Source organism: Micromonospora sp. NPDC048894, assembly GCF_040649765.1.
Lineage (GTDB): Bacteria > Actinomycetota > Actinomycetes > Mycobacteriales > Micromonosporaceae > Micromonospora > Micromonospora antibiotica.
Genome location: NZ_JBEZFY010000002.1, coordinates 389,606 through 412,593 on the forward strand (window position 1 = coordinate 389,606; position 22,988 = coordinate 412,593).

The 22,988-nt window shown below is 72.7% G+C and carries 20 protein-coding genes; 13 read left to right on the forward strand and 7 right to left on the reverse strand.

The window, feature by feature from the left end; translation table 11 throughout:
• Positions 1–7 precede the first annotated feature (7 nt).
• From AB0C22_RS05620 to AB0C22_RS05635, 4 genes are all read left to right on the forward strand, one after another.
• Positions 8–1,201, forward strand: coding sequence for a sensor histidine kinase (locus tag AB0C22_RS05620; RefSeq protein ID WP_357017437.1), 1,194 nt, complete (start codon positions 8–10; stop codon positions 1,199–1,201).
• 23 nt (positions 1,202–1,224) lie between these two features.
• Complete coding sequence (locus AB0C22_RS05625) at positions 1,225–1,959, forward strand: response regulator transcription factor (RefSeq protein WP_255597561.1); 735 nt, start codon at positions 1,225–1,227, stop codon at positions 1,957–1,959.
• Positions 1,960–2,347: 388 nt separating this feature from the next.
• Positions 2,348–3,115 (forward strand): ABC transporter ATP-binding protein, encoded by a 768-nt coding sequence (locus tag AB0C22_RS05630; RefSeq protein WP_219461466.1) that lies wholly within the window; start codon positions 2,348–2,350, stop codon positions 3,113–3,115.
• Complete coding sequence (locus tag AB0C22_RS05635; protein WP_357533681.1) at positions 3,115–5,667, forward strand: FtsX-like permease family protein; 2,553 nt, start codon at positions 3,115–3,117, stop codon at positions 5,665–5,667. The genes AB0C22_RS05630 and AB0C22_RS05635 overlap by 1 nt, the downstream gene beginning before the upstream one ends.
• Before the next feature lie 115 nt (positions 5,668–5,782).
• Here AB0C22_RS05635 and AB0C22_RS05640 read toward each other — a convergent pair whose 3' ends face one another.
• The 3 genes from AB0C22_RS05640 to AB0C22_RS05650 form a co-directional block, all read right to left on the reverse strand.
• A complete protein-coding gene (locus AB0C22_RS05640) occupies positions 5,783–6,430 on the reverse strand; it encodes an HAD family phosphatase (protein WP_219461460.1) in 648 nt (215 codons plus the stop codon).
• Between the two features lie 119 nt (positions 6,431–6,549).
• Positions 6,550–7,317 carry a neutral zinc metallopeptidase gene (locus tag AB0C22_RS05645; protein WP_357533683.1) on the reverse strand — a complete coding sequence of 256 codons (768 nt, stop codon included), beginning with the start codon at positions 7,315–7,317 and terminating at the stop codon, positions 6,550–6,552.
• Between the two features lie 117 nt (positions 7,318–7,434).
• Positions 7,435–7,641, reverse strand: coding sequence for a hypothetical protein (locus AB0C22_RS05650; RefSeq protein WP_357533685.1), 207 nt, complete (start codon positions 7,639–7,641; stop codon positions 7,435–7,437).
• Between the two features lie 142 nt (positions 7,642–7,783).
• Between AB0C22_RS05650 and AB0C22_RS05655 the strand changes: the two genes are divergently transcribed.
• The 5 genes from AB0C22_RS05655 to AB0C22_RS05675 all read left to right on the forward strand — a co-directional run bounded on the left by AB0C22_RS05655 (position 7,784) and on the right by AB0C22_RS05675 (position 12,662).
• Entirely contained in the window at positions 7,784–8,185 is a 402-nt protein-coding gene (locus AB0C22_RS05655) for a YciI family protein (RefSeq protein WP_357533687.1), read from the forward strand.
• A 9-nt stretch (positions 8,186–8,194) separates the two neighbouring features.
• Positions 8,195–9,448, forward strand: coding sequence for a sigma-70 family RNA polymerase sigma factor (locus AB0C22_RS05660; protein WP_357533689.1), 1,254 nt, complete (start codon positions 8,195–8,197; stop codon positions 9,446–9,448).
• A gap of 77 nt (positions 9,449–9,525) precedes the next feature.
• Positions 9,526–10,662 (forward strand): M20 family metallopeptidase, encoded by a 1,137-nt coding sequence (locus AB0C22_RS05665; RefSeq protein ID WP_357533691.1) that lies wholly within the window; start codon positions 9,526–9,528, stop codon positions 10,660–10,662.
• Positions 10,663–10,736: 74 nt separating this feature from the next.
• Entirely contained in the window at positions 10,737–11,885 is a 1,149-nt protein-coding gene (locus AB0C22_RS05670) for a glutamate--cysteine ligase (RefSeq protein ID WP_219461448.1), read from the forward strand.
• 177 nt (positions 11,886–12,062) lie between these two features.
• The gene (locus AB0C22_RS05675) at positions 12,063–12,662 is read left to right on the forward strand and encodes a nitroreductase family protein (RefSeq protein ID WP_255598079.1); all 600 of its coding nucleotides are present in this window, start codon (positions 12,063–12,065) and stop codon (positions 12,660–12,662) included.
• Here the strand turns inward: AB0C22_RS05675 and AB0C22_RS05680 are convergent.
• Together AB0C22_RS05680 and AB0C22_RS05685 are read right to left on the reverse strand one after the other, a co-directional pair.
• Positions 12,646–14,190 carry an NAD(P)-binding domain-containing protein gene (locus AB0C22_RS05680; RefSeq protein ID WP_357533693.1) on the reverse strand — a complete coding sequence of 515 codons (1,545 nt, stop codon included), beginning with the start codon at positions 14,188–14,190 and terminating at the stop codon, positions 12,646–12,648. The two genes, AB0C22_RS05675 and AB0C22_RS05680, sit on opposite strands and share 17 nt — an antisense overlap.
• Before the next feature lie 130 nt (positions 14,191–14,320).
• On the reverse strand, positions 14,321–15,193 hold the full coding sequence (locus AB0C22_RS05685) for an endonuclease/exonuclease/phosphatase family protein (protein ID WP_357533695.1): 873 nt from the start codon (positions 15,191–15,193) through the stop codon (positions 14,321–14,323).
• A gap of 220 nt (positions 15,194–15,413) precedes the next feature.
• On the opposite strand from AB0C22_RS05685, the gene AB0C22_RS05690 reads away from it, so the two are divergent.
• Entirely contained in the window at positions 15,414–16,436 is a 1,023-nt protein-coding gene (locus AB0C22_RS05690; protein WP_357533697.1) for a glycoside hydrolase family 43 protein, read from the forward strand.
• A gap of 60 nt (positions 16,437–16,496) precedes the next feature.
• On the opposite strand, the gene AB0C22_RS05695 is transcribed toward AB0C22_RS05690, so the two are convergent.
• The gene (locus tag AB0C22_RS05695) at positions 16,497–16,634 is read right to left on the reverse strand and encodes a hypothetical protein (protein WP_219461432.1); all 138 of its coding nucleotides are present in this window, start codon (positions 16,632–16,634) and stop codon (positions 16,497–16,499) included.
• Positions 16,635–16,795: 161 nt separating this feature from the next.
• A complete protein-coding gene (locus tag AB0C22_RS05700; protein WP_357533699.1) occupies positions 16,796–18,505 on the reverse strand; it encodes an LLM class flavin-dependent oxidoreductase in 1,710 nt (569 codons plus the stop codon).
• Positions 18,506–18,829: 324 nt separating this feature from the next.
• Here AB0C22_RS05700 and sthA point away from each other — a divergent pair, with 324 nt between their 5' ends.
• The 3 genes from sthA (at position 18,830) to AB0C22_RS05715 (ending at position 22,982) form a co-directional block, all read left to right on the forward strand.
• Positions 18,830–20,233 (forward strand): Si-specific NAD(P)(+) transhydrogenase, encoded by a 1,404-nt coding sequence (gene sthA / locus AB0C22_RS05705; RefSeq protein ID WP_208566178.1) that lies wholly within the window; start codon positions 18,830–18,832, stop codon positions 20,231–20,233.
• A 153-nt stretch (positions 20,234–20,386) separates the two neighbouring features.
• A complete protein-coding gene (locus AB0C22_RS05710; RefSeq protein WP_357533701.1) occupies positions 20,387–21,598 on the forward strand; it encodes an ROK family protein in 1,212 nt (403 codons plus the stop codon).
• Positions 21,599–21,782: 184 nt separating this feature from the next.
• The gene (locus AB0C22_RS05715; protein ID WP_357533703.1) at positions 21,783–22,982 is read left to right on the forward strand and encodes an RNA ligase RtcB family protein; all 1,200 of its coding nucleotides are present in this window, start codon (positions 21,783–21,785) and stop codon (positions 22,980–22,982) included.
• Positions 22,983–22,988: the final 6 nt, after the last annotated feature.

Genomic DNA, 22,988 nt, shown 5'->3' on the forward strand with positions numbered 1-22,988 from the left:
TCACGGTATGACCGAGGGGGGCGAGCGCTGGTGGGTGCGCCGGCCGTTGGCCGGTGACGCTCTCTTCGCCGTCGCGCTGGTGGTGCTGGAGGTCGCCTTCATCCTGATCACCCCCCGCGAGTTCTGGCCTCGGCAACTGCCGTCCGCGCTGGCCTGGAGCCTGCTGTGCGCCGCGCCGGTGGCGCTGCGGCGGGTCGCCCCGTGGCCTGCGGTGGGGGCCGCGTTGGCCACCCTGGCCGTGCCGGCGGTGCTCGGGCACGCCCCGACCACGCAGAGCCTGACGTTCCTGGTGCTGACCTACACGATGACGGTCAACCGGCCGGCGCTCCCGGCGGTCGCCGCCACGGTGCTGCTGTGGGTGCCGGTGGCGGCGCTCAACGTGCTCACCCCACTGGACACCGGGCTCGACGTCGGCCCGGCGTACCTGGTGCTCAACAACCTGCTGACCGCGCTGCTCGCCTACGCGGTGGGGCGGGCGGTGCGGGCCCGGCGCACCTCGCTGCGGGCGCTGCGGGAACGGGCCCGGGTGGCCGAGGAGAACCAACGGTCGCTGGCCGAGCAGGCGGTGGCCGACGAGCGGCGACGGATCGCCCGGGAGCTGCACGACGTGGTCGCCCACCACGTCAGTGTGATGGGGGTGCTGGCCACCGGGGCCCGGCGGGTGCTGCGGCGGGACCTGGCCGCCGCCGACGAGGCGATCGCCACGATCGAGGACACCAGTCGGGTCACGCTGCGGGAGATGCGGCGACTGCTGGACGTGCTGCGTACCGACGCCGAGCCGGCCGCCGACCTCACCCCGCAGCCCGGCCTGGCCGGCATCGCCGCGCTGGCCGAGCAGGTACGCGAGGCGGGGCTCCCGGTCACCCTGGAGGTCGCGGACCCGGTGCCGACGGTCGAGGAGGGCATCTCGCTGACCGTCTACCGGATCGTGCAGGAGGCGTTGACCAATGCGCTCAAGCACGCCGGACGGGCCACCGCGACGGTCCGGCTGGGGGTGACGGACGGCTGCCTGACGGTGGTGGTCACCGACACCGGGCGGGGTCCCGGGCCGGAACCCGACCGGATCGGGCACGGGTTGGTCGGTATGCGGGAACGGGTCGGCCTCTACGGTGGGATCCTGCACACCGGGCCACGTCCCGGTGGCGGCTTCCGGGTGTACGCCCGGATCCCGGTGGAACCGGTCGGGGCGGTCCCGACGTGACGGCGGCAGAACGGGGAGAGCAGATGGGCGAGACGTACGGCAGCTCCCCTTCCGTCGTGCCGGACGAGGTGCGGGGGCCCGCCCGCGCGCCGGGGCGGCCGGTGCGCATCCTGCTCGCCGACGACCAGCCGTTGCTGCGTACCGGGTTCCGGATGGTGTTGGGCACCGAGGACGACCTGGACATCGTGGCCGAGGCCGGGGACGGTCAGGAGGCGGTGGAGTTGTCCCGCCGGCTGCTGCCCGACGTGGTGCTGATGGACATCCGGATGCCCCGGATGGACGGGGTGGCCGCGACCCGGGCGATCGTGGACGCCCGGTTGCCGGTGCGGGTGCTCATCCTCACCACCTTCGACCTCGACGAGTACGTGGTGGGGGCGTTGCGGGCCGGGGCGAGCGGGTTCCTGGCCAAGGACGTGCCGGCCGACGACCTGGTCACCGCCATCCGGACGGTGGCCGCCGGGGAGGCGGTGGTGGCGCCGCGCATCCTCAAGCGGCTGCTGGACCGGTTCGCCACCGTGCTGCCGGACCCGGCGGCGAGCCCACCGAAGGCGTTGGGCACGTTGACCGAGCGGGAACGCGAGGTGCTCGTCCAGGTGGCCCGGGGGTTGTCCAATGCGGAGATCGCCGCCGCGCTGTCGGTCAGCGAGACGACCATCAAGACCCACGTCGGGCACGTGCTGACCAAGCTACGGCTGCGCGACCGGGTGCAGGCGGTGGTGCTGGCGTACGAGTCGGGGCTGGTCCGCCCCAAGGCGTAGCCGGGTGGTGGCGGGTCCGCCCCGGGACGTAGCCGGGTGATGGCGGGTCCCCCTCGGGGTGTACCCGCAGTGAGGCCGGTGGGCGGACGGCAGCGTTGCCCCGCTCACCTACCGTGACGAAAGACGGCGCGGCGCGGTTGACCATGACACGGCGTCAGGTTCTAGCGTCGGCGTCGGCACCGCCGCAGGCGGCGCGACGAACAGTGACCGGTCGTCGACTCAGGGGCAACCCTGAGTCGGGCTCCGGGCCGACCCGCAGCGGGAAATCCGCCTCGGGTCACCCCGTGGTCGGACGGATCTCCACCGACCGGCACCGAGGATGGGATCGACCCCACCGACCAGCGGGGGCGGTGGGGGCACACACAGCCAGACGGAAGAGGTAGATGACGTGACCGCGACGGTAGGCCGGCATGCGCAGGCCGCGGCCCGGGCGAACGACGTGTGGAAGGTGTACGGCACCGGCGAGGCGCAGGTCGCCGCGCTCCGCGGGGTCAGCGCCGAGTTCGAGCGGGGCAGGTTCACCGCGATCATGGGCCCGTCGGGCTCCGGCAAGTCGACGTTGATGCACTGCCTGGCCGGGTTGGACTCGGTGAGCAAGGGCACCGTGCAGATCGGCGACACGACGGTGACCGGGCTGGGTGACTCGGGCCTGACGAAGCTGCGCCGGGACAAGGTGGGCTTCATCTTCCAGCAGTTCAACCTGCTGCCCACGCTCACCGCCCAGGAGAACATCCTGCTGCCGATGTCGATCGCCGGCCGCAAGCCCGACCCGGCCTGGTACGACACGGTCATCGACACCGTCGGCCTGCGGGACCGGCTGGGGCACCGGCCGTCGCAGCTCTCCGGGGGTCAGCAGCAGCGGGTCGCCTGCGCGCGGGCGCTGGTCGCCCGCCCCGAGGTGATCTTCGCCGACGAGCCCACCGGCAACCTGGACTCCCGCTCCGGCGCGGAGGTGCTCAACTTCCTGCGCAACTCGGTACGTGAGCACGGGCAGACCATCGTGATGGTCACCCACGACCCGACCGCCGCCGCGTACGCCGACCGGGTGGTCTTCCTGGCCGACGGGCAGATCGTCTCGGAGCTGATCGAGCCGACCGCCGACACGGTCCTGGACACCATGAAGAAGCTGGACACCCCGGTCGAGGTGGCCGGCTGATGTTGCGGGCCACCCTCAAGAGTCTGCTGGCGCGCAAGGTGCGCCTGCTGTTGTCCGGCCTGGCCGTGGTGCTGGGCGTCATGTTCGTCTCGGGGGCGTTCGTGCTCACCGACACCCTGGGCCGCTCGTTCGACGCGGTCTTCGCCGACGCGTACGAGGGCATCGACGTCAACGTCGCCGGCAAGCCCAAGGTGGCGCTCAGCGAGATGCAGGGTGAGCAGGTGCCGACCACGGTGCCGGCGGCGACGGTGCAGCGCATCGGCGCGGTCGCCGGGGTCGCCGAGGCCACCGGCGTGGTCGCCACCGACGGGGCCCAGCTGATCGGCAGCAACGGCAAGGTGGTCACCTCGTTCGGGCCGCCGCAGCTCGGGTCGAACTGGCAGGGCGAGAGCGACCTGGTGAAGCTGCGCGAGGGGCACGAGCCCCGGGCGGACGACGAGATCGTCGTCAACGCGGCGCTGGCGCAGGCGGGCAAGGTGAAGGTCGGCGACCGGGTCGGGGTGCTGACCCCGCTGTCGCCGAAGCAGACCTTCACCCTGGTGGGGATCTTCGGGTACAGCGGTGACCGGGATTCGATCGGCGGGGTCAACGAGGTCGCCTTCACCACGCCGGTGGCGCAGCGGTTGCTGTTGGGTGAGCGGGACGTCTTCACCAACGTCACGGTCCGGGCGGCCGACGGGGTCAGCGACTCGGCGTTGCGCGACGACGTGGCCCGGACGCTCGGCGACGGCTTCGAGGTCAAGACCGGCGCGCAGTTGTCGGCGGACGCCTCGGCGAGCCTGAAGGAGGGGCTGTCCTTCTTCAACAAGATCCTGCTCGGCTTCGCCGCCGTCGCGCTGCTGGTGGGCACGTTCCTCATCCTGAACACCTTCTCGATCATCGTGGCGCAGCGGACCCGGGAGCTGGCGTTGATGCGGGCGATCGGGGCCAGCGGTCGGCAGATCATCGGTTCGGTGGTGCTGGAGGCGGTGGCGATCGGCCTGATCGCCTCGGTGCTGGGGTTGGGCGCCGGCATCGGCATCGGCGCGCTGCTGGCGTACGTCTTCGGCAACCTGGCCGGAGGGCTGACGCTGGCGGGCATCGGGGTGCCGGCCTCGGCGGTGATCGGCTCCTTCGCGGTGGGTCTGGTGATCACGGTGGTGGCGGCGCTGCTGCCGGCGCTGCGGGCGTCGCGCATCCCGCCGATCGCGGCGATGCAGGACGTGGCCAACCCGGACCGGCCGCTGACCCGGATCACCGTGACCGGTGGGGTGATCACCGGGATCGGCGCGGTGCTGCTGTTCCTCGGGCTCAGCGGCAACGCCGGGGACAACACGCTGGCGGTCATCCTGGGTGGGGTGCTGTTCGCCTTCATCGGGGTGGCGCTGCTGACTCCGTTGATCAGCCGCCCGGTGGTCTCCCTGCTGGGGGCGATCTTCGCCTGGTCGGTGCCGGGCAAGCTGGGTCGACTCAACTCCGGTCGCAACCCGCGCCGGACGGCGATCACGGCGGCGGCGCTGATGGTCGGCATCGCCCTGGTGACCGGGGTGACGGTGATCCTGGACTCGGCGAAGGGCAGCATCGGCGCGTTGGCCCAGGACACCATCAAGGCCGAGCTGGTGATCTCGGGGGCGTCGACCGGCCCACGGCCGGCGAGCTTCGACCCGGCGGTGCTGACGAAGGTGGCGGCGCTGCCCGGTGTGCAGCTGGCCGACGGCGAGTACGGCGACATGGGCATGGTCGACGGGAAGGTCACCTGGTTGGCCGCGTCCAGCGACGTGACGGCGTTGCAGCGGATCTTCGGGGCGAAGGCGACCGCCGGTGACATCAGCCGGCTCGGCCCGGACCAGATGCTGTTCAGCTCGGACGCCGCGGAGTCCCGCAACATCTCGGTCGGTTCGACGGTGACGGTGCAGGCCTCCCGGGGTGAGCCGCGCACCTACACGGTCAGCGGCATCTACGAGAGTTCCGAGCTGACCAGCCCGGTGCAGTTGCCGCCGCAGGCGGTGAAGGACTTCGCCATCCCGAAGCCCAACCAGGGGTTCATCCAGCTGGCCCCGGGCACCCGGGTGGCGGACGTGCAGCCGCAGGTGGAGGCGCTACTCGTGGACAGCCCCGAGGTGTCGGTGGCCGACCGGGACGCGTTCATCGAGCAGCAGACCGGCTCGCTGGACAGCCTGCTCACGATGATCCAGATCCTGTTGGCGCTGGCCATCGTGATCGCGGTGCTCGGCATCGTCAACACCCTGGCCCTGTCGGTGCTGGAGCGGACCCGCGAGCTGGGCCTGCTGCGGGCGATCGGGCTGCGCCGGGCGCAGACCATGCGCATGATCACCGTGGAGGCGGTGGTGATCTCGGTCTTCGGGGCGCTGCTCGGGATCGTGGTCGGCGTCGGTCTCGGCGCCGCGGTGGTCCGGGCGCTCAAGGACGACGGCATCACCGACCTGATCCTGCCGTGGGGTCAGATGGGGCTGTTCCTGCTGCTGGCGGCGATTATCGGCGTGGTGGCGGCGGTGCTGCCGGCGGTGCGGGCGGCCCGGATCAACGTGCTGGGCGCGATCGCGCACGACTGATCCCGTCCGCCGCGAAGGGGTTCCGCCGGTCGGCGGGACCCCTTCGCCGTGACCGGCCCGCGCCACCCGCCCCGCCGGTCACGGCGGGCCGGCCGCCCCCGTGGGTGACGGCGGCTCAGCCGGGTGGCTCGCCGAGCAGCGCCGCCAGCAGCTCCAGATCAGCGGCGGTCAGGCTCTCCACCTGGTGTACGCCGTCGGCCGGCGGCACCGGCACCTCCGCCGGTACGGCCAGCACCGCCGCGCCGGCGGCGAGCGCGCTGGCCACCCCGGTCGGCGAGTCCTCGATCGCCACGCACCGGCCGATCGGCACGTCGAGCAGCCGGGCAGCGGTCAGGTACGGCTCGGGGTGCGGCTTGGCCGAGTCGACCTCGTCGCCGCAGACCACGGCGTCGAAGCTGTCCCGGCCGAGGGTGTCCAGGGCGACCTCGACCAGGGGCCGGCCGCTGGAGGTGACCAGGGCGGTGGGGATGCCGGCGGCGCGGACCGCCCGCAGCAGGGTCAACGCGCCCGGCCGCCAACGCAGCCCGGTGCGGAACAGTTCCAGGATCCGCGCGTTGATCCACTCGGCGCTGGCCTGGGGGTCCCGCTCGGGTTGACCGAGGTCGTCGTGGAGGATGCGCATCGACGCGGCCATCGCGGTGCCGATCATCGCCCGACGGGCCGGGCCGGTCAGCGTGCCGCCGTAGACGGCGGCCAACTCGTGCAGGGCGACGTCCCAGAGCTTTTCGCTGTCGACCAGGGTGCCGTCCATGTCGAAGAGCACGGCGGCGGGGTGTGGGCTGCTCAGCGGAATCCTCCTGGCGGTCGCGGGTGGTCTCCGGGCGATCCTGCCAGCCCGGCCCGGGACGCGCGCCGCCGTACCACCCGGACGTGACGTGGTCCTCAGCCGAGGTTGCAGGCGTCCAGGGACCGTTCGTAGCCGCGGAAGAACCAGTCGGTGCGCTGTTCGGCGGTGCCGTGCGACCCCTCGGCGAACCACGGCTGGTCGGGGTCGTCGCCGACGGCGAGCAGCCCCTCACGGAACTCGTCCAGGTCGCCGGCGTCGAGCTTGAGGGTGCCGTCGCGTACCGAGTCGCCGAGGTACGCCCCGGCCATGCAGTCGGCCTGCAACTCCTGTTGGATGGTGAAGTTGGCGCGGATGCCGAGCCGGATCTGGATGCCGTGGGCGTACTCGTGGCCCAGCAGGTAGAACACGAACGCGTCACCGACCTGCCGGAACGCCGCCACCGACCAGTTGACGTCGTAGGCGATGAAGTCGCCCTGGGAGCAGTAGACCGCGTTGTTGCGGGGCAGCGCCTGGCCGCCGCAGGAGATCTCACCCTCCCGCTGGTAGGGCAGGACCTGGCGGATCGGCCGGAACTGCTGCCCGGAGGTCCGGAACTGGGCGGCCCAGTAGCGTTCGGCGATGGTGACGGCGTCGTCGATGTCGCTCTTGAACTCGGCCACGCTGGTGGTGCCGTCGGCGCGGGTGGTCTCCGCCTCGGGCGAGGCCGGTGCCGCCGGGGGCGACGACTGTCGTGGGGCCGGTTCCCGGGGTGCCTGCGGGGCGTTCTCCCGCACCCCGCCGGCAGCACAGCCGACCGCCACCACCAGCGCCGTCAACGCGGCGACCAGTGGTCCGTGCGAGCGGCGTCGTGAGCCTGCCGTCACCGTGTGCCTCCCAAGGCGTCCCGGTCCTACGGCCGGTGGTACCCCGACCGTGGAACGATCATGCCCGGCCGACGTCCCGTTGACCATGGGGCACCCGGATCGACCCGACCGGGACGGTCAGTGGTGCTCCTGGCCCCGGTGGATCGTGTCGGCCTGGGTGAAGTGTCGCTCCGCCTCGTACCGGTGCTGTCTGGCCTGGGCGTCCAGCCCGGCGGCCCGGTCCTCGGCCCCGGCGGTGCGGGCCCGGTCGCGCCAGGCGAGCCAGCCGAGGGTGCCGACCGTCACCAGCGCCGCCACCCCGAGCGTGACCCACATCGTCGTCATGGGACCACGATAGGTAACCCGTCGCCATCCGGGCGTCCCCCGCCCGGTCGGCGGTTAACCTCGGGGCCGGTGTCCGGATCGGCCCCGCGGCACCGACGTCTCCGGTGTCCGGCCGGGCCACGGCCGGCCGAGAGGAGAGAACATGAAATACATGATCATGTTGTACGGCTCGCAGCGCGACTACGACGCGATGGCCGGCCGGCCCGGCGCGCAGCCGCCGATGACGCCGGAGCAGGTCGCCGCGATGCACGCCCACATGGCGGCGGTACACCAGGAGCTGGCCGAATCCGGTGAGCTGGTCGACGGGCAGGGGTTGACCGCGCCGGTGCACGCCCGCCGGGTGCGGCTGCGGCAGGGCACGCCCGTGGTCACCGACGGGCCGTACCCGGAGACGCAGGAGGTGCTGGCCGGGTTCACCGTCGTCGACTGTGTCAGCTTCGACCGGGCGACCGAGATCGCCGCCCGGTTCGTCGACCCGGACGCCGAGGGCGGGTACGTCGACGTGCGGCCGATCGCCGACGGCATCGACGACCTGGACGGCTGACCCGTTCCCGTGGGCCCGTCCACCGTCGAGGACCTGCTGCGCGTGCTCGCGCCGCAGGTCCTCGGCGCGGTCGTCCGCCGGTACGGCCACTTCGACACCGCCGAGGACGCCGTCCAGGAGGCGCTGCTGGCCGCCGCGACCCGCTGGCCGGTCGAGGGGCTGCCGGAGCACCCCCGGGGTTGGCTGATCACGGTGGCCGCCCGGCGGCTGACCGACCTGCTGCGCGCCGGGCAGGCCCGGCGCCGGCGGGAGGACGACGAGGGCCGGGCGCAGCGGTGGATCGCCCCGGCGGCCGACCACCGGGAGCCGGTCGACGACAGCCTGATCCTGTTGTTCCTGTGCTGTCATCCGGCGCTGCCGCCGGCCGCCCAGATCGCCTTGACCCTGCGCGCGGTCGGTGGGTTGAGCACCGCCGAGGTGGCGCGGGCGTTCCTGGTGCCCGAGGCCACCATGACCCGGCGGATCACCCGCGCCAAACAGCGCATCCGCGACAGCGGGCTGCCGTTCGCGCTGCCCGACGCCGACGAGCGCCCGGCCCGGCTCGACGCCGTCCGGCAGGTGCTCTACCTGGTCTTCAACGAGGGGTACGCGAGCACCGCCGGCCCGCACCTGCGCCGGGTGGACCTGTCGACCGAGGCGATCCGGCTGGCCCGGCTGCTGCACCGGCTGCTCCCGGACGACCCGGAGGTGACCGGGCTGCTGGCGTTGATGTTGCTCACCGACGCCCGGGGCCCGGCCCGGGTCGGTCCGGCGGGTGAGCTGGTGCCGATGGCGGAGCAGGACCGCCGCCGCTGGCGGGGCGACCAGATCGCCGAGGGGGTGGCCCTGATCAGCGCGGTGCTGCCGCGTGGGGACGTCGGGCCGTACCAGCTCCAGGCGGCGATCGCGGCGGTGCACGACGAGGCACCGAGTGCCGACGAGACCGACTGGGCGCAGATCGTGGCCCTCTACGAGGTGCTGATGCGGATCTCGGACAACCCGGTGGTGGCGCTCAACCACGCGGTGGCGGTGGCGATGGCCCGGGGTCCCGTCGACGGGCTGCGCCTGCTCGACGTGCTGGCCGCCGATCCCCGCATCGGCGACGACCCCCGCCGGCACGCCGCCCGCGCCCACTTGCTGGAACGCTGCGGCAGCCTCGCCGAGGCCCGGGCGGCGTACGCGCACGCGGCCCGGCTGTCGACGAACCTCCCCCGCCAGCGCTACCTGTACGGCCGGCTGGCGCGGCTGACCGACGCCGGGGACGGTGAGCACGGCAACGGATGACCGTGCGCGGGCGACGCTGCGATGGTGGATGGGTCGCCTGGCCAGGCCCGTCACCGTCTTCGAAGCTGGAGGGCTCGATGGACCATCCGCGCGATCTACTCGACGCTGCGACGAAACTCCGCCCCGAGATGGTGGACCGGCTGCGCGTCCTGGTGTCCGCCGAGTCGCCCCCCGATGACCTGCCGTGCCTGGAGTCCTGTGCCGACCTGCTCGCGGGTTGGGGCGAGGAGGTGCTCGGCCGGCCCGCCGAACGGGTCGTCGTGGACGGGCTGCCGCACCTGCTGTGGCCGGCGGCCCGGCAACGGGTGCTGCTGCTCGGTCACTTCGACACGGTCTTCCCCGCCGGCACCGTCCGGACCCGGCCCTTCACCGTACGCGGGGACGTCGCCACCGGTCCCGGGGTGTGCGACATGAAGGCCGGCATCGTGCAGATGTTCACCGCACTGGGCCTGCTGGCCGACAGCTCCCGGGTGGGGGTGCTGCTCACCTGCGACGAGGAGAGCGGCTCGGGCACGTCCCGGCCGTTGATCGAACGCGAGGCGCAGCGCTCGGACGCGGTGCTGGTCTGCGAGGCGGCCACCCCGCAGGGGGAGGTGAAGGTGGCCCGCAAGGGGGGCTCGGTGTACCGGGTGACCGTGCGGGGCCGGGCCGCCCATGCCGGGGTGGAGCCCCAGCGGGGGGTGAACGCCACCGTCGAGGTCGCCCACCAGATTCTCACGCTGCGCGCCCTCGGCGCGGGGCACAGCGCCGGCACGTCGGTCACCCCGACGCTGTTGGCGGCCGGCACCACCACCAACACGGTGCCGGAGCTGGCCAGCCTGGCGGTCGACGTACGGGCGTGGACCAGTGCCGAACTCGAACGCGTCGACCGGGCCATCCACGGGTTGGTGCCGTTCCTGCCCGAGGCGACGGTGGCGGTGGAGGGCCGCATCGGCCGCCATCCGATGCCCCCGGAGCTGGCCCGGCCGCTGCTGGAGATCGCCCAGTCGGTCGCCGGTCGACTGGGCCTGTCGACCCTGGGCGGGGCGCACGCGGCGGGCGCGTCGGACGGCAACTTCACCGCCGCGTTGGGGGTGCCGACGCTGGACGGGCTGGGTGCGGTGGGTGGTGGGGCGCACGCCCGGGACGAGTACGTCCAGCTCGACCGGATGCCGGAGCGAACGGCCCTGTTGGCCGGACTGATCGACCGGTTGTCCACGGTGGAGGGGCATTGATGACGACGTGGCCGAACGGGCCGTAGGCTGCTCCCTGTCGGCGAGCGACCGACGGCGAGGGGTCGGACGCGCGCATGACTACGGCACAGTGGTCGGGGTCGACCATTCCCCTGCTCGGCGTCGAGGAGGAGTTCCTCGTCGTCGACGCCGAGCGGGGCGAGGTCAGGCCGGAGGCCGCCACGGTGGTCGACCTGGCCCGCCCGGCGCTCGGCGGTCGGGTGGGTGGCGAGATCACCGAGCTGCAGATCGAGACCCGCACCGATCCCTGCCACGCGGTGGCGGACATCGAGGCGCAACTCGTCGAGGCCCGGGCGGCGTTGCAGGCGGCGGCGGGCCGGGCCGGGCTGCGGGTGGTCGCCACCGGCTCCCCGGTGCTCGGCCGGGCCGTGCCGCCGCCGATCACCCAGGGGCCACGCCAGGACCGGGGCAACGCCACCTACCGGGGGTTGCACGACGACCTGGCGATCTGCGCGGTGCACGTACACGTGGAGCAGCCGGACCGGGACCGGGCGGTGCTGGTCGGCAACCACCTGCGCCCGCACCTGCCGGTGTTGCTGGCGTTGACCGCCAACTCGCCCTACTGGCGTGAGCGCGACACCGGCTATGCGAGCTGGCGCAGCCTGACCTGGCAGCGCTGGCCGGTGGCCGGCCCGCCGCCGTATGTGACCTCCGCGCAGCAGTACGACGCCCACATCGACCTGCTGCTCGACGCGGGCGCGCTGGTCGACTCCGGGACGATCTTCTGGGACATGCGGCTGTCGGCACGCCACCCCACCCTGGAGGTCCGGGTGGCCGACATGCCGATCACCGCCGCCGAGTCCGCCGGGTTCGCCGCCCTGGTCCGGGCCCTGGCGATGGTCGCCGGAGCGGCAGTCGACCGGGGCGACGAGGGCCCCCGCACCGACCCGGACCTGATGCGGCTGGCGTACTGGCGGGCCGCCCGGGACGGGATGGGTGGCCACGGCGTCGAGGTGGGCACCGGGCGGCTGCTGCCCGCCGGGGTGCTCGCCGCGCAGCTGGTCGAGCTGGCCCGGCCGGCGTTGGCGGAAACCGGTGACGGACCCCGGGTCGGGCGGTGGCTGGCCGGGCTGGCCGCCGACGGTGACGGGGCGACCCGGCAGCGGGCGGCGGCGGCCGGGGGGCGACTCACCGACGTGGTCGCCGCCCTGGTCACCGCGACCGCTCCGGACGTGCCCGATCGGCAAGACAGCACGGTGGCGTAACGACGAACCGGCCCGCCTCGGAAATGCTGGGAGCAGCCGACCCACGGGCGTGGCGTCCACTGTGGAACTAGCTGCGTGGTGCCCGGCGGGTCGGTTATCGCAGGGAGGCGACAGATGGCCGACACGGTCCTGCTACCCACCGTCCCGATCCGACACGAGCGCCGGCCGGCGGCGGACATGCTCCGCGCGGCGGAGGCGTTCGCCGACCGGATGGCCGGCCGCCGTTCGGTACGCGACTTCGCGCCCGACCCGATACCCGAGGGGGTGATCGAGGCGGCGGTCCGGGCCGCGTCGACCGCCCCCAGCGGGGCCAACGTGCAGCCGTGGCGGTTCGTCGTGCTGACCGACCCGGCCCGCAAGCGCCGGCTACGTGAGGCGGCCGAGGCCGAGGAACGCGACTTCTACCAGCGCCGCGCGCCACAGGAGTGGCTGGGGGCGATCGCCCAGCTCGGCACCGACTGGGAGAAGCCGTTCCTGGAGACCGCGCCCGCCGTCATCGTCGTGTTCGAGGTGCACCAGGGGCCGCACAGCCCCAAGCCGTACTACGTCAAGGAGTCCGTCGGCATCGCGGTCGGCCTGCTGATCTCCGCGCTGCACCACGCGGGCCTGGTCACACTGACCCACACGCCCAGCCCGATGCGGTTCCTCAACGAGGTGTGCGAGCGCCCGCCGGAGGAACGCCCCAACCTGGTGCTGCCGGTCGGGTACCCGGCCCCGGGCGCCCGGGTCCCCGACCTGGCCCGCAAGCCGCTCGACGAGATCATGATCCGCCAGTGAGGTCCCCGGTCAGGAACTCGACGAGCGGGTCGACGTGCCGGTCCGGCCGCCGCCACTCGGCCAGCAGATCCTCCAACAGGTGCTGCTCGGCCACCAGCTCCCCGTGGCGGTACCGCCGGATCACCGGGTGGATGAAGGCGCTCTCCCGGGCCCGGTCCGGCGTGGGGTGCCGGTCGATGGCGAAGACGTCGCCGTAGTCGTCGCGACCCCAGCGCAGGGCGAGGGTGTAAAGGTGCGACGCGTCGGCGAACCGCTCCACGGCGTAGTCCTCCGGCAGGTCCTCGTAGTGCCGGAAGTCGCCGGTGGCGTCGTCGCGGACGAACACGTCACAGAGGTACTCGAACTGGGTCCACAGCGCCGAACTCCAGTTGACCCGGTCCAGCATCACCTTGGTCAGCGACGCCGGCTCCCCCGGCGTCGTGGCCACCGGCACCGGCACGTCGTCGTAGCGCTCGCGCAGCAGCCGGGTGAAGGTCCGCAGGTTGTACCGGAACCCGTCGATGAACGGCGACGAGGCGTGCTTCACGTCCCGCGCCTGCGCGATGGTGCCGGCGAAGTACAGGTCGTCGACGTTGCTCGACTGCCAGTCGGGACGCAGGCCCGGCATCCGACCGTCCCGCACCATGTCCGGGGCACAGGCGGCGTCGAACAGGGAGGTGTCCATCCGGAACCCGGTGCAGCGCAGCACCTCGTGGTAATCCAGCTCGGCGGTCTCCCCCTGGGCGTGGGTGTAGGTGATGGAGACCTGGAACCTTCCGTCGACCGGCCGGATCTCGTCGATGGTGCAGTCGAGCACCGAGTGCAGCGTCTTGAACTGGTAGCTGTCGAGGATCGCGCCGTACTGGCCCCGGACGTCACCGGGGTGCTTGGTGTTCCAGGCCAGCCGCAGCGGCTGCCGGCTGGCCAGGTGCACCATCGACGCCTTGCCCAGGATCGCCGAGGCGGTCTCGAACGCGGAGTTGCCCTTACCGATGATCAGGACCCGCTTGCCGGCGTAGCGGTCGGGGTCGACGTCCATCTCCTCGTAGCCGGTGGCGTACTCGATGCCCTTGATGTCCGGCACGAACGGCCGCCCCCAGCCGGTCGCCACGATCAGGCAGCGCGCCCGCACGACCCCCCGGTCGGTGCGCACGACGAACCCCTCGTCGTCGCGGCTGATCTGCTCGACCGTGGTGCCGTAGCGGACCCGGAGCTGGTGGACCCGTTGGAACTCGGCGAGATAGCTCACCAGGTCGTCCGCCGCCGGCAGGTACTCCTGGCTGAACTTCGGGAACAGCAGCTCCGGGTCGTCGTTGAGCAACGAGTTCCAGTCCCACCGCAACCGGATCTCGGGGTCGGTGCTGTCGGTGTGCACCTTGTTGAGCGAGATCAGCCGACGGTGGCGCGGGAACCGCCGGAAGAAGCCACCCGGCTCGGCGCCGCGCTCGAGCGTCAGGTAGTCGGCACCCTGCTGCTGGAGGTAGTAGCTCAGCTGCAGGCCGGCGGGCCCGGCTCCGACGATGACGTACGTGTGCGTGGTGTCGACCATCAGGTGAACCCTTCGACGCGGAGACGGTTCCCCCGACGATGAAGTGGACCACGAGATGTGTCAATGGTCGACGGTCGGAATCGACGGCGGTGCGCCGGTGGGCACCCGGCGAGGGTCGCCGGGCCGGAGGCTACGACGAGATGGTGAACGCCGCCACCACGCCATTGTGGTCGGAGTTGGTGCCGCTGACGATGTTGTAGTCGGTCATCCACATCTCGCGGTGTTCCTCGACGCGCTTCCAGAAGTAGATGTAGTCGATGTGCCGGTTGCCGTGCGTCCCGTTCCCCTTCTCGCCGTACAGGTTGTAGCAGGAGCGCAGGTTCGGCAGTTCGTTGGCCTCGAACACCTTCCAGGGGAACTTCTGGTACCCGTACGCCCGGTCGGCGCTGAAGTCGACGTTCAGGTCGCCGCTGACGATCACCTGACCGGAGTCCTTCTTGGCGGCCGCCAAGTTCTTCAGGGCCTGGAACTGTTGCTCGGCGCAGGCGGTCCGGGGCAGGTCCTCGGGCCGGCCGTTGTTGTCGATGCTGGAGTTGGCGTGGGCGTTGAGGTGGTAGACGCTGCGCCCGGTCGCCTTGTGCCGGTAGCGCACCCAGTTGTTGTAGCGGGCCGGTGGCACCTCACCGGGCCCGTTGGTGTCGCACACGAAGTTCGACCCCTTGTCGAGCACGTCGAAAACGCTCTTTTTGGCCAGCAGCGCCTCGTTGGCCGCCTGCGTCGGCTCGGGCGCATACAGCCACCAGCCGTTGTCCGCCGCCCAGTTCTGCAGGAACGCCTTGCGGTTGCCGACCTCGTTGAGCCCGACCAGGTCCGCCTTCGCGGTGATCAGTTCCAGGTCGTGGACGAAGTCGGCCTGGTTCAGCTCGTTGAGGATGTTCAGGGTCGCCGCCTGGAAGGTGGAGTTCGCGGCGGCGGGGGTCGCCGGCACCAGGCTCACCAGCAGCACCGCCGCGCCGACGAGGGCACCCGCCCCGCGCGCCGACCAGAGTTTTCCGCGTGACATGGTGGTCCTCTCCTGAGTCCCGGCAACCGGCGCAACGCGATCCGGCGATGAAGAATACTGTCTTGCTTTCTTCCGGCACGGTAGCTTAGTTTCACCACCCGGACAACGGAAACACATTGTCCGGAATGAATTGCCGATCTTGCCGACGGAGTGGCGCAGGGGCCCGCTCGACACCGGCCCGGACGCCGTCCTCCACCCGCCTGTCGCACCGGGAGACCCCATGCATCCACGAACGACCTGGCGACCGTCGCTGATCGCCGTCGTGGTCGCGCTCGTCGCCGGCACCGCCGCCGCGCCCGCCGCAGCGGCCACCCCGCAACCGGTGTACGCCCCCTCGGGCGGGATCGCCGACCCCGGCGTGGTGCGGCACAACGACACCTTCGTCGTGTTCGCCACCGGCACCCGGGCCCCGGCCTACCGGGGTGAGACCGCGTCCGGGCCGTGGAGCGCCCTCGGCACGACCCTCGGATCGGTCCCGGACTGGGCCGAGAACGGCGCGGTGTGGGCCCCCGACGCGGTCCGTACCGCCACCGGATGGGTGCTCTACTACTCGGCGCCCGCCAAGGGCAAGAACGGACAGCGGTGCATCGGGGCCGCGACCTCCGACACCGTCGACGGGACGTACACGCCGGTGGGTGTCGCGCCGCTGATCTGCCCGGGTGGCGCGCACGGAGCGGACGACGCGGTGGCGGGACGGCCGGTCGCCGCCGCTGGCGTGATCGACCCGTCCCCGTTCGAGGACGCCGACGGCAAGCGGTTCGTGCTCTACAAGACGCAGCAGACCCCGTCGTCTATCCGGATGCTGCGGCTCGACGACACGGGTACCCGCTGGGTCGGCAACGCCAGTGGTGAGCTGGTCCGCAACGCCGGCATCATCGAGAACCCGGTGCTGCGGCAGCGGGGCTCCACGTACGTGCTGTTCGCCTCCCGGTACGGCTACGACAACTGCAGCTACGCCACCGTCTATCTCACCTCCACCGACCGGTGGGACTTCCACGGCAGGACCGAGCATTCGTTGCTCACCACGTCCGGCACCGGGATCTGCGGCCCGGGAGGCGCGGATCTCGTCCCGGCCCTGGTCGACGACGAGCAGCGGCTCTTCCTGCACGGTTGGGTCTGCGCCGGCACCACCCCGTGCCGGCAACAGGCCGACGGCGCGCTGCCCGCCAACGCCCGCCGCGCGCTGTACGCGGCGATCTTCCGCTGGGACGGCGCCACCCCGCGCGTCGGGGCGTTCCTCTGAGCCGTCCGGCGGCGGCAGCGGTCGCCCTGTCGATGCGGGCCGGCCCCCGCCGAGGCCGGCTCAGTCGTCGCGCTGTCGGCCCGACCGGCGGCCGGTCCGGGCGACCACGACGGCGGCGGCGAGGCTGAGCGCCGCAGCACCCAGTTGCAGCAGTCCGTCGACGAGGTCGACGAGGTCGGTGAGAGAGGGGGATTCCACTGTGGCCTCCGGGGGGTCGGTCCCCGCCGTCCGCGCGGTGCGGAGGCGCCCCCCGGGCCCGGGTGACATCCACGGACACCATCACGATTATGACACCACGAACCGAACGCCGTCACCCGCCCGGTCCCGCTTCCCAGCCGTAGCCGCCGCACCGGGACGGGTCAGAGTTGACCGGGAAAGAAGCCGTAGCGGGCCAACGGCTCGACGATGTTCTGCTCCTCGTAGGACAGGTGCGACAGCAGGGTGTCGGTGAGCACGTCCACCGCCCGCTGAAGCTCGGCCAGCCGCTCCGGGTCCTCGATCAGCGCGACCAGGGCCCGGTCGACGCCCTCCACGACGTCGTGGATGACCACGTGTTCCTGCTCCAGCCGGTCGATCACCGGCACCAGCGCCGGGTCGGCCCGCCGCAGGTGCGGAAAGATCGCGTCGTCCTCCAACCCGTGGTGCTGGGTGACCAGCGTGCAGTAGGCGGCACAGTACGCCCCCAGCGTCCAGTTGTTCTGCCGCATCGTCATCCGGTTGAGCACCCCCCGGGCGTCCCCGGCGGAGACCACCCCCCGGCGGACCTGATCGAGCAGGTCGCGGATCTCGCCCAACTCCCGGCGCAGGTGGTCGTGGACGTCGACCAGGTGCCCGCCGACGGCCTGGGCCTGCGGGGAGTAGACGTGCCCGGTCGGGGCCGGCGGGGCGACCGGCCGGGTCGACTCGTCCCAGAGCCGGTGGTCGCTGTGCCGTACCTGCGGTGCCGGGGTGGGGGTGACCGCCAGCCCGGCGACGCCCCCGGCCCGGACGGCCTCCCCCGGCCGCGCACCGGCCGGACGGCCGGCGCCCGCCGCCGACCCGCCCTCGCCCGGCCCGCCCTGCGCCATCGGACCCGTCCCGGCCGGACCGCCCTCGCCCGCCCCGGCCTGGGCGGCCGGGCCGGAGCCCGCCTGGGCGGCCGGGGCGGGTCCGGTCGAGCCGGGCCCGCCCGACGCGCTCCGCTCGGCGGCGACCAGTTCACGGACGGCGGGGGCGACCTCCTGGGCGAACAGCTGGATGCTGGTGGGATCATCCGTGCCGAGGATGAAGCCGGAGGTGCCGTACGTCAGCACCAGGTCGGCCAGTTCCCGCACCCACTGCTGCGGCGGCCCCTCGAGGAAACCCGCACCGGAACGGGTGAACCGACCGGAGACGTTCAGCAACCGCCGCACCTCGGCGGGGTCACGCCCGACCGCCGCCGCACCCTCGTCGACGAGCGCGTTGAGGTCGGCCAGCTCCGCCGGCCCCTTCGGCAGGTACGACAGCGACGGCAACCAGCCGTCCGCCGCCCGGCCCACCAGCCGCAACAACCTCGGCTTGTACGCCCCGACCCAGATCCCCACCGGGTGCGCCGGGGCGGGACCACGCTTCGCGCCGACCACCCGGTAGTGCTCGCCGTCGACCCGCACCCCGCCGCGCCGGTCGGCGGCCCAGACCTCGCGGATGATCCGGATCGCCTCGTCCAACGCGTCCACCGCCTGCCCCGGGGCGAGCCGTCGGCCACCGTTGGCCTCGATGGCGTCCCAGAACGCACCCGCACCGAGGCCGAGTTCGACCCGGCCGCCGCTGAGCAGATCGAGGCTGGCGACGCTACGGGCCAGCACCACCGGCTGCCGCAGCGGCAGGTTGAGCACGTTGCCGGCCAACCTGATCCGGCTGGTCGCCGCCGCCAGGTAGGACATCAGCGTCCAGGTGTCGAGGAATCCCGGCTGGTAGGGGTGGTCCTGGAAGGTGACCAGGTCCAGGCCGACCTGTTCGCAGAGCCGGGCCCGGGCGACGACCTGCTCCGGCTGCCGGGCGTCGGGGGTCAGGAAGCCGCCGAACAGCAACTCGTGTCCGTAGTCGGTCATGACGCTGCCGTCACCTGATCCCTTCGTCGCGCCCGGCGTCGCCCAGCGGCACGCCCGGCATCGGGACGCGGCCACGGCGGGTGGCCGGGGCGACCGGCCCACCGTAGCGCCGTCCCACGGTGCTCTGCCGGGCGGTCGCGGAGTTCGGGCCGGTCAGGGCCGCGGTGCCGGGCCGTCCCGAGGTCGAGGGTGAGGTGTGCGGCCACCTGCTCCCCCACCTCGATCCCCTCGGCCGTACGCACCCGGGCCCTGCCCGGGACGAGATAGCGCCCGCCCGACGATCACGAGTGGCGGAAGTTGCGGCAGCTTGCAAGGCTAGGTGCCGTGTATGACTACGACCTGTTGGTGCTGGGCTCCGGGCCCAGCGGTCAGAAGGCCGCGATCGCCGCCGCGAAGCTCGGTAGGCGGGTCGGCATCGTGGACCGCCGCGACATGATCGGTGGGGTGTGCATCAACACCGGCACCGTCCCCTCCAAGACGCTGCGGGAGGCCGTGCTCTATCTGACCGGCCTGAGCCAGCGGGACCTCTACGGCAGCAGTTACCGGGTCAAGGAGGAGATCACGGTCGCCGACCTGGCCGCCCGTACCCAGCACGTGATCGAGCGGCAGACCGACGTGATCCGCAACCAACTGGGCCGCAACCGGGTCGCGCTGATCACCGGCACCGGTCGGTTCGCCGACCCGCACTCGATCTGGGTGGACGGCGGCTCCGGACACGACACCCGGATCACCTTCGACAAGGCCGTCATCGCCGCCGGCACCCGACCGGCCCGCCCGGACAGCGTCGACTTCGACGACCGGACGATCGTCGACTCCGACGGGGTGATCAACCTCCAGGCCGTGCCGCGCAGCATGGTCGTCGTCGGTGCCGGCGTGATCGGCATGGAGTACGCCTCCATGTTCGCCGGGCTGGGCACGAAGGTGACCGTGGTGGAGCGCCGGGACCGGATGCTCGAATTCTGCGACGAGGAGATCATCGAGTCGCTCAAGTACCATCTGCGTGACCTGTCGGTGACGTTCCGCTTCGGCGAGGAGGTCGCCGCGGTGGAGAAGCACCAGAACGCCGCGCTGTGCATCCTCAAGAGCGGCAAGAAGATCGTCGCCGACACGGTGATGTACTCGGCCGGCCGGCAGGGGCAGACCGACGACCTGGCCCTGGACGCGGCGGGCCTGGAGGCCGACAAGCGCGGCCGGATCTCGGTCGACGAGCACTACCGCACCAGCGTGGAGCACATCTACGCGGTGGGTGACGTGATCGGCTTCCCGGCGTTGGCATCCACCTCGATGGAGCAGGGCCGGATGGCCGCGCAGCACGCCTGCGGCGAGCCGGCCCGGGAACTCCAGGAGTTGCAGCCGATCGGCATCTACACGATTCCGGAGATCAGTTTCGTCGGCAAGACCGAGGAGGAGCTGACCAACAGCTCCACCCCGTTCGAGGTGGGCATCGCCCGCTACCGCGAGCTGGCCCGGGGGCAGATCGTCGGCGACTCGTACGGCATGTTGAAGCTGCTCGTCTCCCCGCAGGACGGCCGGTTGCTCGGGGTGCACGTGTTCGGCACCGGCGCGACCGAGATCGTCCACATCGGGCAGACCGTGATGGGGTGCGGTGGCACGGTCGACTACCTGATCGACACGGTCTTCAACTACCCGACCCTGTCCGAGGCGTACAAGGTCGCCGCCCTGGACGCGGCCAACAAGATCCGCAACATCACCCGGATCGACGGCTGACCCACCGCCCGGTGCGGGCTCCGCGACGCGACACGCGGGGCCCGCACCGGTGGGTGGGGACGGCACCGGCCGGGCGCGCGAGGTGACGCACGGCGGCGGCGGCAACTACGCTCGACGGGTAGTCAGCCGCCGATCGACAGGGTCCGCCTCGTGATGCCGAAGAGTCCGACCGTGGACGGGCAGTCGCCGGGGGACAGCCGCCGCCGGAGCCTGGGCGCGCTGCTGCGCCGGGTGCACCTCGGCGGACCGGTGTCGCGCGCCGGGCTGGCCGCCGGGTTGGGCGTGAATCGCAGCACGGTCCTGGCGCTCACCGCCGAACTGGTGGCGGCCGGCCTGGTGCGGGAGGGCTTCCCCGAGCTGACCGGCCGGGCCGGCCGGCCGTCCCTGGTGGTCCGGCCCGCGTCCGACCGGGTCTTCGTGCTCGCCTTCGACATCGCAGTGGACCGGCTGGTGGCCGCCCGGGTCGGGCTGGGCGGGCAGATCCAGGACCGCCGGGAGGCGCCCCGGGCCCGGGCGGGCGTCGACCTGGAGACCGTGGCGGGGGTGCTGGCCGACCTCGGGCGTGACCTGCACCGGGCAGCGGCACCGGGGGCGGTCTGCGTGGGGATCGGCGCGTCGTACTGCGGGATGATCCGGCCCGGCGACGGGATGGTGCGGTTCGGCCCGGACCTGGGCTGGGTGGACCAGGCGTTCGGCGCGGAGCTGGGGCGTCGACTCGATCTCGGCCTGCCGGTCCTGGTCGGCAACGAGGCCCACCTAGGCGCGCTGGCCGAACACCAGCGTGGGGTGGGCGTCGGGGTGCACAACCTGGTCTACCTGCACGGCGACGTCGGGGTCGGTGGCGGCATCATCGTCGGCGGCGACCTGCTCGGCGGCGACGGCGGGTACGGCTCCGAGGTTGGTCACATGCTCGTCAACCCGTACGACGGGAGGCCGTGCGGGTGTGGTTCGCGCGGCTGTCTGGAGGCGGAGGTCGGCGAGCGGGCGTTGCTCGACGCGGCCGGTCGACCCGCCGACCTGATCGGCCGCGACGCGGTCCGGGAGGTGGTCGAGGCGGCCGGTCGCGGCGAACCGGCAGCCCGCGACGCCCTGCGGACCGTCGGCGACTGGTTGGGCATCGGGGTGGCCAACGTGATCAACCTGTTCAATCCCGGCATGGTGATCTTCGGTGGCGTGCTGCGGGAGGTGTACCGGGGCACGGCGACGCACGTCCAGGAACGGATCACCGCCAACGTGCTGCCGGTCTCACGGTCCCGGGCGCAGTTGCGGGTCTGCGCCCTCGGTGACGACGCCACCCTGGTCGGCGCGGCGGAACTCGGCTTCACGCGGCTGCTCGCCGATCCGCTGGGGATCCCGGTCGGCTGAGCGGCCGGCCGAAAACCCGTTGGCCGCAGCGGTCCGGTGGGCCAGGCTGGTGGGCATGACGTACTGACGGACACCTCCGCATCCCGCCCGCGCCGCGCCACCGCGTGCGCCGCATGCCGCCGTGATACCGCGCGCCATCGCGCGCCGCCGCGCCGTCCGTTCCCGTCACCCGAAACGAGCGTCCGTGTCCCCACAGCATTTCCCGCCGCCGTCGACCACGGCCACCGTCACCGTCTTCGCCTCCCCCGAGAGCTGGATCGAGTCCGACGCCGTCCGGCAGTGCCACCAGGTGGCGGCCCTCGACGGCATGCGCCACGTCGCCGCCATGCCCGACCTGCACCCGGGCAAGGGCGCCCCGATCGGCGCCGCAATGGCCTCGACCGTGCTCTACCCGCATCTGGTGGGCTCCGACATCGGGTGCGGCATCGCCGTGTTCCCGATCGGCCTCAGGCGCGTCGTACCCGAGCGGCTCGCCGCCCGTTTCCCCGACCTGGACCGGGCGCTGGACCCCGGGCGGGACGCCGACGATCCGGCCTGGGCCGCCGCGGCCGGCGATCCGCCCGGCGGCCACGTCGAGGGCCTCGGCACGGTCGGGCGGGGCAACCACTTCGTCGAACTGGCCCGGATCGAGACCGTCTTCGCGGCGGACCACGCGGGCCGGCTCGGGCTCGCCGCCGGTGATCTCGTGCTCATCGTCCACAGCGGATCCCGCGGCCTGGGTGAGCGGATCCTGCGGGCACACACCGAGGCCCACGGCGCGGGTCCGGCCCCCGATCCGGCCGGCTACCTGGCGCGGCACGACGACGCCGTCCGCTGGGGTGCGCTCAACCGTCGGCTGCTGGCCACCCGGGTCGCCCATGCCCTGGGGGCCGAGCCCACCGCGCCGATCGTCGACCAGTGCCACAACCTGGTCGAGGTCCGTGACGGCAGCTACCTGCACCGTAAGGGCGCGGCCCCGGGTGACGGCCGCGACGTGCTGGTCGCCGGTACCCGGGGCACCCGCTCGTTCCTCGTCGCCGGCCACGCGGGCCCGGCGGCCAATTACTCGGTGGCGCACGGGGCGGGTCGCAAGATGTCCCGCGCCGACGCCCTGCGTCGGGGCCGGGCCAAGCACACGGTCGCCGAGTTGCGGCGGACGCCGGTCGGTTCGCTGGTGGTGTGCGGCGACCGGCAACTGCTCTTCGAGGAGGCCCCGACGGCCTACAAACGTATCGAGCAGGTGATCGTCGATCTGGTCGGCCACGGCCTGGCCACCCCCGTGGCGAGCACCGTCCCACTGGTCACCTACAAGACACCCGACCTCGGGTCCGAGCTCCGACCGGCACGCCGGGACGAGCGTCGGCAGCGGGGGCGGGGGCGGGGGCGGGGGCGGGGGCGGGGATGAGCGTCC